This window comes from Streptomyces sp. NPDC037273 (assembly GCF_055603625.1).
The window spans coordinates 23,998-36,173 of sequence record NZ_JBVJVO010000011.1 but is presented as its reverse complement, the minus strand read 5'-3'; the positions used below and the strand labels follow the sequence as shown (position 1 = coordinate 36,173).

The 12,176-nt window shown below is 70.2% G+C and carries 13 protein-coding genes; all 13 read left to right on the top strand.

Annotation, left to right across the window (positions count from 1 at the left end; all coding sequences use genetic code 11):
- The first annotated feature begins 7 nt into the window (after nt 1-7).
- The 13 genes from ACZ7G1_RS26395 to ACZ7G1_RS26335 all read left to right on the top strand — a co-directional run bounded on the left by ACZ7G1_RS26395 (nt 8) and on the right by ACZ7G1_RS26335 (nt 12,109).
- Nucleotides 8-406: a hypothetical protein gene (locus ACZ7G1_RS26395; protein ID WP_470880308.1), complete on the top strand. Its 399-nt coding sequence runs from the start codon at nt 8-10 to the stop codon at nt 404-406.
- A 230-nt stretch (nt 407-636) separates the two neighbouring features.
- On the top strand, nt 637-1,227 hold the full coding sequence (locus tag ACZ7G1_RS26390; RefSeq protein ID WP_470880310.1) for a hypothetical protein: 591 nt from the start codon (nt 637-639) through the stop codon (nt 1,225-1,227).
- A 404-nt stretch (nt 1,228-1,631) separates the two neighbouring features.
- Nucleotides 1,632-2,111, top strand: coding sequence for an ATP/GTP-binding protein (locus tag ACZ7G1_RS26385; RefSeq protein ID WP_471204274.1), 480 nt, complete (start codon nt 1,632-1,634; stop codon nt 2,109-2,111).
- 59 nt (nt 2,112-2,170) lie between these two features.
- Nucleotides 2,171-2,875, top strand: a complete 705-nt coding sequence (locus ACZ7G1_RS26380) for an SAF domain-containing protein (RefSeq protein ID WP_470880314.1) — start codon at nt 2,171-2,173, stop codon at nt 2,873-2,875.
- The gene (locus ACZ7G1_RS26375; protein ID WP_470880315.1) at nt 2,875-3,717 is read left to right on the top strand and encodes a hypothetical protein; all 843 of its coding nucleotides are present in this window, start codon (nt 2,875-2,877) and stop codon (nt 3,715-3,717) included. Before ACZ7G1_RS26380 ends, ACZ7G1_RS26375 begins: the two co-directional genes overlap by 1 nt.
- Complete coding sequence (locus ACZ7G1_RS26370; protein ID WP_470880317.1) at nt 3,707-5,227, top strand: CpaF family protein; 1,521 nt, start codon at nt 3,707-3,709, stop codon at nt 5,225-5,227. Before ACZ7G1_RS26375 ends, ACZ7G1_RS26370 begins: the two co-directional genes overlap by 11 nt.
- Nucleotides 5,227-6,132 carry a type II secretion system F family protein gene (locus ACZ7G1_RS26365; RefSeq protein WP_470880318.1) on the top strand — a complete coding sequence of 302 codons (906 nt, stop codon included), beginning with the start codon at nt 5,227-5,229 and terminating at the stop codon, nt 6,130-6,132. Before ACZ7G1_RS26370 ends, ACZ7G1_RS26365 begins: the two co-directional genes overlap by 1 nt.
- Nucleotides 6,129-7,010 (top strand): type II secretion system F family protein, encoded by an 882-nt coding sequence (locus tag ACZ7G1_RS26360; protein WP_470880320.1) that lies wholly within the window; start codon nt 6,129-6,131, stop codon nt 7,008-7,010. Before ACZ7G1_RS26365 ends, ACZ7G1_RS26360 begins: the two co-directional genes overlap by 4 nt.
- A gap of 51 nt (nt 7,011-7,061) precedes the next feature.
- Entirely contained in the window at nt 7,062-7,292 is a 231-nt protein-coding gene (locus ACZ7G1_RS26355) for a hypothetical protein (protein WP_470880322.1), read from the top strand.
- 32 nt (nt 7,293-7,324) lie between these two features.
- The gene (locus ACZ7G1_RS26350; protein WP_470880324.1) at nt 7,325-7,741 is read left to right on the top strand and encodes a TadE family protein; all 417 of its coding nucleotides are present in this window, start codon (nt 7,325-7,327) and stop codon (nt 7,739-7,741) included.
- Nucleotides 7,741-8,217: a TadE/TadG family type IV pilus assembly protein gene (locus ACZ7G1_RS26345; protein WP_470880325.1), complete on the top strand. Its 477-nt coding sequence runs from the start codon at nt 7,741-7,743 to the stop codon at nt 8,215-8,217. The genes ACZ7G1_RS26350 and ACZ7G1_RS26345 overlap by 1 nt, the downstream gene beginning before the upstream one ends.
- Nucleotides 8,214-8,672: a pilus assembly protein TadG-related protein gene (locus ACZ7G1_RS26340; RefSeq protein WP_470880326.1), complete on the top strand. Its 459-nt coding sequence runs from the start codon at nt 8,214-8,216 to the stop codon at nt 8,670-8,672. The genes ACZ7G1_RS26345 and ACZ7G1_RS26340 overlap by 4 nt, the downstream gene beginning before the upstream one ends.
- Nucleotides 8,673-8,680: 8 nt before the next feature.
- Entirely contained in the window at nt 8,681-12,109 is a 3,429-nt protein-coding gene (locus ACZ7G1_RS26335) for a LysM peptidoglycan-binding domain-containing protein (protein ID WP_470880328.1), read from the top strand.
- Nucleotides 12,110-12,176: the final 67 nt, after the last annotated feature.

Sequence of the window (12,176 nt, the reverse complement as noted above, 5' to 3'; positions counted from 1 at the left end):
TCCCAGCGTGAGCACCCAGGCCATCCCTAGCGACCAGCCGGTCTCCGGTGACGGGCTGGCGGGTGACTATGCCATCCAGCACCTGCTCGACCGCTCCACCCCCACAGACCTGCCGCCCTCGACCGCACGCCACCTCACCCGTCTCGCCACCCGGGTCTGGATTGCCGAGGCCACCGGAAACGGCCGCTCCACCTGGCCCGCCTACTTCGCCGGACAGACCTTGCGCGCCCCCTACCACGACGTACGGGTGCAGGCGGCCGTCGCACACCAGACGGGCCAGCCCGCCGGCCACGTCGAGGTCCGACTGGTATGGGCAGGCGCGGACGCGGCGGGAGAGTTCAGGGACGGGCGGACCGCCCGTGTACTGCTAGAGCTTCACCAAAACGAGTGGGAGCCCGTCCGGTGACGCGGGACCTAGCGCCTCGCTATTCCATGGCTTTTCGTACCGATTTCAGCGAGCCCTTTTCGAATGAATCCAGCCCGGCTTGCCGAAAGTCTGTCAAGTGCCCTAACTGGCTGTGTAGTTGGGTGTGTCTTTGCGTAATGTATGGCGCATACCCTGCGGCCACATCACTACCCCGGAACGGACATCGCGCAGGTGAGGGCAAATGCCCGCATATGCCACGGGAGGCGAGAATGACCCGCACGTTCAACCGGCAACGGTGGCGGAAAATCACATTGGCGTGTGCGACCGCCGTTCTCGCGGTCGGCTGCACTAGCAATGAGTCTGCATCGCCGAAGCCACCCGCCACCTCGGTTGCGGCCACGACGCAGGAGCCGACACAGAGCGAAACCCCGGCTGACCCGGTCGAGACCGCGAAGAAGGAAGCGATTGCCACCTACCTCTCCTACTGGAAAGAGGTGGAGAAGCGCTACGCCGACAGGACCCACAAGGCTGGCGACTTGAAGGGGTACGCCGCTGCGGCGGCCTTGGCGCAGGTGGAGAACGACACCGAGAGGATGCGGAAGAGAAACACCCTTGCTCTCGGTACGGTCGCAGTGGGCAACCCGACCGCGGCAAGTGCGGACATCAACCGCAAGATCCCCAACGTCATCATCTCGAGCTGCCTGGACATCTCACAGTGGCAGGTCGTCAATGCGGACTCCAAGAAGCCAGTAGCCCTGCCCAAGGAGCGGCTGTTGCGCTATGTCATCAAGGCCACCGTCGAGAAGTGGCCTGAAGGCTGGCGTGTGATCCGCGACGAGCCGCAGGGCAAGAAGTGCTGACCCCGGGACGCCTAGCTGCTGCGGCAGCAGGCGTGCTCGGCGCCACGGTGATCTCCATCGCCCCCGTTCACGCGGACACACCTGGCGGCGAGGGCGGCACGGACTGCGGTCCCTACTTCTGCCAAGTTGAGGTTGATGTGCCAGGCACAGGTGGCGGCAGCAGCGGCGGCTCACCGGCGGCAGGCGGCAGCTCAGGAGGTGGCGGGGGCGCGCAGGACAAGCCAGCCACTCAGCCGGTCTGCACCTACAAGAAGCTAGACCCCCAGCCGCCCGCGGGCAGCTTGGACTGGGAAGGGCACAACCCCGGTGACGGAGCCGTGTACGAAGAGACGTGCACCTACGACAACGGAATGACGGAGTTCTCGCAGGTGCGTAATGTCTGGCGAGCGACACCACCCGGTGCAGTGGCCGTAGACCCCGCTGTTCTCGCCCAGCAGGCTGTCGACCAGATGACTCTGCGCGGGCCCGACATCGGCATCGTGCCGAAGCCCGGTGGCATGGGCCTGGTCGGGATGCCGGTCTACCTGTGGACCGAGCGGGGCCCGGAGACGTACGGGCCGAACACCGCCTCGGCGTCGGCCGGCGGCGTCACCGTCACGGCGACGGCGAAGGTGCAGCGGATCGTGTGGCAGATGGGTGACGGGAAGACCGTCACCTGCACCACCGCTGGAACCCCCTACAAGGCGTCGTACGGCAAACGCCCGTCGCCGGACTGCGGCCACCGCTACAACCAGCCCTCATTGAAGGGTTCGTACCACGTGGTGGCGACGTCGACGTGGGCGATCGACTGGCAGGCCACCACAGGGCAGAGCGGCCGGCTGACCCAGACCCGGCAGAGCGCGGTCGACATCCGGGTCGGCGAGCTCCAGGCCGTCGGCAGCTGACACCCGTTCCGCGATCACTTCGCATGTCGCGTCGTTTCACTCAGGAGAGGCGAAAGACCGTGAGCAAGACCGCCGTTTCCCCGGCCGCGGGCCAGGTGCCCGCACAGCCGGCACCTCCGCAGCTCCCCGGTGCCGCGGCTGGGTTCAGGGCCCGCCGTCGGCGCCCCGGCATGTACGCGCTCGCCGTCGCGCTGATCGCGGCCGGCGGCAGCGGCGGGTTCCTGGCGTTCCAGGCGACGGGGGAGCGGACCCCGGTCCTTGCGGTCGCCCGCTCGGTGCAGGCCGGCGACGTCATCAAGGATGCCGATCTGATCGAGGCACAGGTCCAGCTCGACCCCGCCCTCAAGCCCGTCCTCGCGGCCGACCGGGACAAGGTGGTCGGCAAGCGGGCCGCCGTCGCTCTCACCCCCGGCTCCCTCCTCACCCAGGGGCAGGCGACCACGCGGACGTTGGTGAAGGCGGGGGAGCGGCTGGTCGGTATCGGGCTGAAGGCGTCGCAGATGCCCGCGACCCGCCTGTCCCCAGGGGACAAGGTCCTTGTCGTGGCCACCCCCGCTGAGGGGCAGACTGCGGCAGATGAGGAAGGGAAGCAGCGAGAGCCGGTGCAGATCGCCGCGCGGATCGTGAAGGTGGGGGAGAAGCAGCCCGCCACCGGTGACACCGTCGTCGACGTCGCCGTGCCCTCCCAGTTCGGGCCGGCGCTAGCCGCCCAGGCCGCGACCGGCGATATCGCTCTCGTCGTCGACTCTCCCGGCGGTTCGTGATGACCGTCATCGCCCTGGCCGGCTTGCCCGGCGCTCCCGGGACCACGAGCACTGCGCTCGCGCTGCTGCGCACGTGGCCACTGGAGGACGGCAGGCGTCTGGTGCTCGCCGAATGCGACCCGGACGGCGGCGCCGTCCTGCCAGGCGCACTCCAGGGCCAGATCCAGGCCGACCGCGGCCTGCGCAACCTGGCGCTCTCCTCACGGACACAGGACCTTGTCACCGCTTTCTGGCCCCAGCTGATCGCGCTGGAGAACGACGAGAAGCACAGCGAACGCAACCGGCTGCTGTTGCCTGGCCTGACCTCCCCGGACCAGGCTCCGAGCCTCAGCCCCGTCTGGGGACAGATGGCAGACCTGTTCGCCGGCATCGAGGAGCATGGGCACGACGTCCTGGTCGACCTCGGCCGCTCCGGCGCCTTCGGACAAACCGGCATCCTTGCACTGCGTGCCGACACCGTGCTGCTGGTCCTGCGGGGAACCGTGCGCAGCGTCCACGCCGCGGCCACCCGCATCCCGATCCTGCGCGCCATGCTGGACGGCGAGTCCGGCCGCGGCTCCGGCGCCCTCGGCCTGCTCCTCATCAGCCAGGGACCGTACGGGCCTCGGGAGGTCGAGGCTGAGCTCGGCGTGCGGGTCGTGGCGAGCCTGCCGTACCGGCCGGAGGAAGCGGCCGTCCTGTCCGACGGCGCTCCGGAAGGGGCCCGGTTCATGACGTCGAAGCTCATGAACGCAGCCCGCGACGCGACCACCCCGATCCGCCAGCACGTCGCCACACGCCGTGCCCGGCTCGCCTCCCCGCTCGCGCAGCGGCTGCTGAAGGGAGCACCCGGTGCGCGCTGACCCCGTCTACCCCAACTCCGCCCCCGTTCCCCAGCCCGCGCCCCCTGCACATGACCCGCGCAGCTTCGTTCGCCAGACCGCCGCGCTGGCCTACGGCAGGACCGCTCCCGGGTATGCGCCCGCGAGCACCCAGGCTTTCACCCCCGGCGCCCGTGGTGCGGTGCACGTGCGAGTGGACGCGAAGGCTGCCAGCGAGATGAAACGGCAGGTCAACGACCATCTGCTGGCCGAGACGAAGCTGAACTCTGGTCTCGTCGGCAAGATTCGCGAACAGCGGGCCCGTGCCCTGATCAGCGAGCGGGTCGCCGTGTGGGGAGATGCGGCCCGCCAGGTCCGGGTGGTGACCCCCGCCGAGGAGGAGCAGCTCGCGGCTCTGGTCTTTGACATGCTGTTCCGCTCGGGCCGCCTCCAGCGGCACCTGGATGATCCGGCGGTGGAGGACATCTGGATCAACGGGCACGACCGGGTGTTCTTGAAGTACAGCGGCGAAGGTGAGCCTGTTGCGGCTCACCCGGTCGCCGAGTCGGAGGAGGAGCTTCAGGAGCTGGTGCGGGATTTGATCCGTAACAGCGGACTGTCCGGCCGTACGTTTTCCACGGCCAGTCCTGATGTGGCGATCCGTCTCCCGGACGGCTCTCGTCTCCAGGCACTGCATCCCGAGATCACCGGGGAGCGGACGTTCGTCACGATCCGGCGCCACCGGCTGCAGAACGCCACGCTCGACGACCTCGTCACGGCCGGCGCCATGGACACCACGATCGCGGCGCTGCTGCGCGCCTGTGTCCGTGCGCGCCGCAACGTGATCGTGGTGGGGGAGCAGAGCAGCGGTAAGACGACTCTGATGCGGGCGTTGCTGCGGGAGATCCCGCAGCACGAGCGGTTCGGCACGGTGGAGACCGAGTTCGAGCTGTGGGCCCACCAGAACGGCTATCACACCCAGGTCGTGCCGATGGAGGCTCGCGAGTCCAACGGTGAGCGGGTCGACGGGCGTGCGGTCGGTGAGATCACGCTGCTCGATCTGATGTACCGGGCCAAGCGGATGTCGCTCAAGCGGGTCATCGTCGGGGAGGTCCGCGGCCCGGAGATCACCGCGATGATGCAGGCACTGACCAGCGACCGGCCCGGTTCCATGTGCACGATGCATGCCTCCGAGCCGCACGTCGTCTTCGACCGCATTGCCGAGCTGTACCTGCTGGCCCGGGGCAACTTCTCCGAGCAGCTGGCCTACCGGCAGATCGCCAACGGTCTGCACTTCGTCGTCTTCATGTCCGTCGACGAGTCCGGTCCCACACCCCGCCGCCTGGTCTCTCATATCTGGGAGATCACGGGCATCGGTGAGAACGGCCGTCCCGCCTACAACGAGATCTTCCGCCCCGCCGCCGAGGACGACCTGCGGGCCGTGCCCGCGGCCCCGCTCTCCCCGCGCTCCCGGCGCCGCCTGGAGCTGGCCGGGTTCGCCACGCATCTGCTCGACCAGCCGGTCGGTCACGCCTGGACGGGGGGAGTGTGATGGGAGCTTTGTGGTGGACCCTGTGCGGGGTCCTCATCGCCGGCGGCGTCCTCGCCGCCATCGTCGCGACCATCGGTACGACCGCCCCCAAGACCGCCGGCCGGGCATCCCGCCTGCGTACGGCATGGCGCGGCCAGGGAGGGCAGAGAGAAGCGGCCCGCCGCCGAGCCCTGCTCACCATGGCCGGGGTCACCTTCGTGGTGGTGTGGTTCGTCTCCGGCGTGTTCGTCGCCGCCCTGCTGCTTGGCGCCGGTGTCGTCGGGGTGCCGTGGCTGCTCGACGCGGGCTCCGGTGGCAAGGCCCGGATCGTGAAGCTGGAGGCGCTCGCGGACTGGACGCAGCGCCTGTCGGAGATCCTGCGTCTGGGCTTTGCGCTCGAACAGGCCTTGGTCACCAGCCGCAAGAACCCGCCGGCGGCGCTCGCCGAGGAGGTCGCCGAGCTCGCGGACAAGATCAAGGCCGGATGGCTGCCCGTGGACGCGTTGCGTGACTTCGCCGACCGCCTCGACGACGTGACCGCCGACAAGGCGTGCGCCGCGCTCATGCTCTGCGCCGTCGACCCCGGCCCGGGGCTCGCGCAGGTCCTCGAGGACACCGCCGCCCAGCTGCGCGAGGAAGTCGCCGCCCGCCGCAAGATCGAGGCCGACCGTGCCAAGTCCCGCACCGCCATGCGTTCGATGACCCTCATCTGCGCGGCCCTGGTCCTGATCGGCTTTCTCATCCCCTACACCGCGCCCTACGCCACCGCACTCGGCCAGCTCGTCCTCGCCCTGCTCGGAGCGGCCTTCGCCGCCGTGCTGTGGTGGACCAGGAAACTCGCCAGCCACACACCCGTGCCCCGCTTCCTCATCAACGACTCGCGCAGCCGCGTCAAGCAGCCCGAACCGGTAGGGGAGCAGGCATGAGCCAGACCGTTCTTGTCGTCTGCGGCGCCACCCTCGGCGCGGGCATCGCTCTCCTTGCCCGTGAACTACTGCCTTCGGCGCCACGCCTGGGCCCTGTCCTGCGCCGTCTCGATCCGCCCGCGGCCCGCCCTGGACAGCAGCCGGCCACCGCCACGACCTCCCCGCTTGGTGGCGCGTGGGCCGGACGGCTTGCCGAACGACTCCGGCTTCCCCGGGCCGACCTGGACCTGCTGGCGCAGAGCCCGGAGCAGTTCGTGACCAACAAGGTCGCGCTCGCTCTGCTTGGGCTGCTCGTCCCCCTCGTTCCGGCGATCGGCTGGGTTCTGATGGGCTTGTCCGTGCCGCTTTTCGTCCCCGGCCTCGCCGGTGTCCTGCTCGCACCGGTGCTGTGGTTCGTGCCCGACTGGGCGGTGAAGACCGAAGCGGCGAAAGCCCGCACCGAGTTCGCGCACGCGGCCGCGGCCTGGATGGACCTGGTCGCCACCCGCATGGCCTCCAACGTCGCCGCCGACCAGGCCCTCGAGGACGCTGCCCGCATCGGCCACGGCTGGGCCTTCGCCCGCATCCAAGAAGCCCTGCTGCGCGCCCGCACGGAGAAGTCCTCGCCCTGGGCAGCGCTCGACGACCTGGGCACGCAGCTCAACCTGCCGGTCCTGACAGACGTCGCCGACATCATGCGCCTGTCGTCCGACGACGGCGCCTCCGTCTACGACACGCTGCGCAACCGCGCCAAGGGTCTCACCAACGAACTGTTCACCGCCGACGCGGCCCGCGCGAACGCCGACAGCGAAAAGCTCCACACCCCAGCCGCCCTGCTGGCCGTCATCGCCATGATCGCCATGGCGTTCCCGGCCGTCCTCAACATCTTCTCCATCTGACCCACCACCAGGCCCCGCCAACGCGAGGCCATCCGACCGGAAGGACCCACCGTGAAGAGCCCGCTCCTCTACGCCCAGGCCGCGCTCACCGTCACCGCCGGCGCGCTCCGCTCCCACCTGGAAGACATCAAGAACGGCGACACTGACGACCGGGGCGACAGCCCGATTTCGACCGTCGTCATCATCGTCGCCGCAGTGGCCGGTGCCCTCCTCATCGCCGGCGGACTGGCCGCCGCCTACGGCCGCGCGAACGGCAAGCTCTCCGGCATCCTCGGCGGCTAACAGCCATCCGCGACCAAGACACCATGCCGGCCATGCCCATCCGCAGCCTTCTGCCGCAGGCCCACGACCGGGACCGAGGATCCACCTCCCTCCAGGTGGCGATCATCTTCCCGGTCGTCATCCTGCTCCTCTTCGCCATCGTGCAGGGCTTCACCATCGCCTGGGCACACAACGCCGTCGCCACCGCCGCCCGCGAAGGCGTCTCAGCAGGCCGCATGTACGAGGCCCGACCCGAGGACGGAGCCACCAAGGCCCGCAAGGCAGCCGCCGACCTCGGCGGCAACCTGCTCACCGGCGTCCATGTCTCCACCTCCGGCACCACCCGCGACCGCATGAGCATCCGCGTCGAAGGCCAGGCCGTCTCCCTGGTCCCCGGACTGGGGGGCATCACCGTCAAATCCTCGGCGTCCGGCCCCATCGAGCAGTGGCGGCAAGCAGGAGGCAACTGATGGCCGAACGACGAAAGTTGCGCTTGGGCGTCCGCCTGCGCACGCGTGGCCAGCTAAGAGGAGACCGGGGCGACGTCGCGATCGAGGCGGTCATCGTCGTCCCCCTGCTCCTGGCCCTCGCCCTGGTCGTCATCGCCGGCGCCCGCCTGTCCCTGGCCGGACAGACCGTGGACGCCGCCGCCCAGGCCGCCGCCCGCGCAGCCTCCCTCGAACGGACCCCGGACGCCGGGCAGTCCGCCGCACAGACCGCGGCCGCCGATGTCCTTGCGCAGGAGGGCCAGCCCTGCACCTCCACGAGCGTCCGTGCCGCCACCAGCGGCCTCGGCGCCGCTCTGGGCGAGACATCCACCGTCACGGTCACCGTCTCGTGTCGCGTCCTCATCGGGGACCTTCTGCTGCTCGGCGGCGGACCCAGGGTGCGGACGATGACGGCCAGCTTCACCTCCGTCGTCGACACCTATAGAGGACGCGGATGACCACCACCAACAATCCCCAGGCCCACCCGCACCGCCACAGCCGCCTGGGCGGTGACCGAGGCGCCATCTCACCGTTCGTCGCCATCATCACCGTCCCCCTTCTCCTGCTCGGCGGCCTCCTGGCTGTGGACGCCTTCGGTGTCAGCCGCACCCACGAACGCACCGACGCCGCCGCTACCGAAGCCGCCCGCGCCGCAGCCCAGGCCATCGACCCCGCCAAAGCAGTCGCTGGCCAAGCAGTCATCGCCGACCCGAACGCCGCGAGCGCCGCCGCTCGCGCCTACCTCGCCCGCGCCGGCTTCCGAGGCACCGTCACCGTCACCGACGGCGGACGACGCATCCAGATCCACGCCACCGGCAGCTACCGCGGCCGCTTCGTCCCCCACACCTGGACGGTGACCGCCATCAGCTCCGCCACGCTCCTGCACGGCATCACCCAACCCACGAAGGACTGAGACCGCCGATGCCCGCACACCGCTCCCTCGCCAGACGCCTGCCCCGCGCCTTGGCCTCCCTCGTTGTCCTCGCCGCGGTCACTGCCGGCCTGCCCTGGATCCTCACCAAGACCACCGCCGCCGTATGGGCCTCCGGCATCGACGCCTTCACCCACCTACTCACCCGCACGGACACCGGCGCCGCGTTTCTCCTCGCCCTGGTCGCTGTCGGCTGGATCGCCTGGACCACCTTCGTCCTCTCGCTCCTGGTCGAGATCCCCGCCCAGCTCCGCGGCCGCACCGCACCCCGCCTGCCGGGCCTGCGCCTGTCCCAGCGCGCCGCCGGAACCCTCGTCAGCGGCATCCTGGTCCTGTTCGCCTCCAGCACCCTTGCCACCGCCGCCCCCGCCCTGGCTGCCAGCGCCCCGAGTGTGTCCGCGGCTACTGCTGCTGCCGTCCCGGCCACCACCCCCCAAACCCACGGCGCTGCGACCAACGCGGTCACCGAGAAGACCGCCGAGCAGACCTACACCGTCCGCGCCGTACGGCCGGCCGAGAGCCTGTGGTCCATCGCCGAGCAGCTATACGGGCACGGCGAGCAGTACACCAAGATTGCCGACGCCAACGAAGGCCGCACGATGGCCGACGGCACCGTGTTCCATGCCGACGCACCCATCAGGCCCGGCTGGGTCCTGCGCCTCCCGGACACCCCCGTCGTCGACGCAGTGCCGCCCGGCCCGGCTTCGCGGCAAGCCGACGCGTACACCGTGGCCAGTGGGGACACCCTGTGGCAGGTCGCAGAGGAACAGCTCGGCGATGGCGACCGCTACACCGAGATCTTCGACGCAAACAGGAACAAGCCCCAGCCTGACGGCGGCCGGCTGACCGATCCCGACGACATCCGTACCGGCTGGAAGCTGACCATCCCGCACGCAGCCGCCCCCACCACCCCGCCGGCCGAGACGACCTCACCTCCGCCACGGGCCACCGACAAGCCCGCCGCCCCCGCGAAGCCCGCCCCGGCAAAGCCTGCTCCGGTCGCACCGGTGCCAGCTCAGACTGCTCCAGCGCCGCCGACCACAGCACCTACGGCCGTCCCAGACCGGACCAAGACCCCTGCCCCAGCACAGACCCCCACACGTACCACCACCCCGGCCCCCGCGGCATCGCCACCGGCGGTACCCACAGGCCCGTCGTCAGCTGTGCCCTCCATCTCGGCCGAGCCCGCGGCGCCTACGTCCGAGGAAGCCGACGGCAGCCGGATCTCCGACATGGCAGGCATCGGGATGCTCGCCGCCGGCAGCCTCCTCGTCACCCTTGCCACCGTGCGCATGCTCCAGCGTCGCCGCCGCAAGCCCGGTCAGCTGCCTGCCCCCATCGACAACGAAGCGGCCGAGCAGACCCTCCACGCGGCCGCCGACCCCGGCAGCCTCGAACTCCTCGACCTCGCCCTGCGCACCCTCGCCCACCACGCCGACGAGCAAGGCCTCGCCATCCCGGCCGCGACCGGCGCAAGGATCACAGCCCGCACCGTCGAACTCCTCCTCCCCACCATCCCGCACCCCACCCAAGGCCGCGACGACGATGACCTCGACGATCTGCCCCTGCCAACAGAGGAACCCCCCGCCCTGGCGCCGTTCACCCTTCTCGGCCCGGGCCGCTGGGTGCTGGACCCCGCCCAGGACCTCCTCGACCCCTCCGACGCGGCAGACATCCCAGCCCCCTATCCCGGCCTGGTCACCCTCGGCACCGACCCCGACGGCAACCATCTCCTGATCAACCTGAACCTCTCCCGCGTCCTTCTCCTCGATGGAACCCCCACCGCCGTACGCGACACCGCGCGGGTCCTCGCACTCGAGGCCGCCACAAGCACCTGGAGCGACCACGCCGAGATCATCACCGTCGGCCTCGGCGACGAACTCCCCGCCCTCCTCCCACAAAATCGCCTCCGCGCCGTCCCTCACCTCGCGGCCGCCCGCACCGACCTCGCCGAACTTCTCCTGGAACAGCGTCAGCAGGCGGACGGCGACGACGCTCCGCCTCGCATGCCCTGGACCTTGGTCTGCGCCGTCGACATAGAGGAAAACGAAGCAAAGCTCCTGGCCGACACCCTCACCGCGGCCCGCGAACTGCCCGTCGCACTCGTCCTGCCCGCCCAGGGAACCGCCGGGGCCTTCGGCGCCTTCGACGACGCAATCCACCTCGCCGTCGGCACGACCCGTCCCCAGCACGTCGACATCCTCGACGCCGACCTGATCGTCCAAGCACTGCCCGAAGACGACTACCAGGCTTTCGCCGACCTGCTCCGCCAGGCCGACCAGCCGGCCCAGCCCGCCGAGGAACCCTGGACCCAGGTCCCACCGACCGCCGTGACCATCACCGACACAGGCCGCACAAACCCGGCCAGCACGCCGACCACCCCGTTCGCCGCGTTCACCGCCACTCGTCCCCTCGCCCCCGTCCCCGCGCCCGCCACCCACGCACCCGCGCCAGAGCAGGGCATCGCGGAGACGACACCGGAGAAGGAAGAGACGGACAGAAGGCCAGACACGACTGGACCCGAGGCTGCGTCCGACATCAGCATCGCGGAAGCACAGGACCAGGGCGCCGCTTCCCAGCAGCAGGCCGGTACCACCTCGCCCTCCGAGGCCGAAACGCTCCCCGCACAGCAGGCACCAGCCGCCACTGATAACGGCCGGAGCACCGGTGAGGCCGAGTCAGGCGACGCGGTCGACCTGCACGCCCCCGAGGTGCAGGTTCTCGGCCCGGTCGCCGTCACCGGCATCAAGGCTTCCGGCCACGGCCCCAAGCTTGCCCAGCTCGCCGCGTACCTCTACTTCAAGCCCGGCCCGCCCGACGCCGTCCGCGAAGCGATGGACCCCCGCTCGCCCTGGGGTACCGCCACCCTCCAGACCCGCATCTCCCAGCTCCGCAACAGCCTGGGAACCGACCCCGACGGCGGTCTCTACCTGCCGCGCGACCGCACCGGTATCTACAGACTTTCCCCCAGGGTCCGCAGCGACTGGGACCGCTTCACCCGACTTGCGGAACGCGGTCTGACCCGGGGCCCCTCCACAGGCATCCAGGACCTCGAGGACGCCCTGTCCCTGGTGCGTGGAATCCCCTTCGGCGGAACACCGCCAGCCTGGGCAGCCGCCCGCTACCAGGAGATGCTCGTTCGGATCACGGACACCGTCCACACCCTTGCAACCTGGCACCGCACCGGCCCCCGCCCCGACCTCGACGCCGCCCGCCGCATCATCCGCCAGGGTCTCGACGTCGACGACAGCGCCGAACTCCTCTACCAGGACTGGATGCTCATCGAGGACCAGGCCGGCAACCACAACGGAGTCCGCGCCGCCTACGAGGCCATCCTTACCATCAACCGCCGCCTCGACGTCAGCACCGAAACCGAAACCGACGACATCTACGAGCGCCTCGTCAAGCGCAGCGCCTGATCCGAACGGACCACGAAGAGGGAACCACTACGGCTGGGCGGTTCCCTCTTCCATCACCGACGGCTGG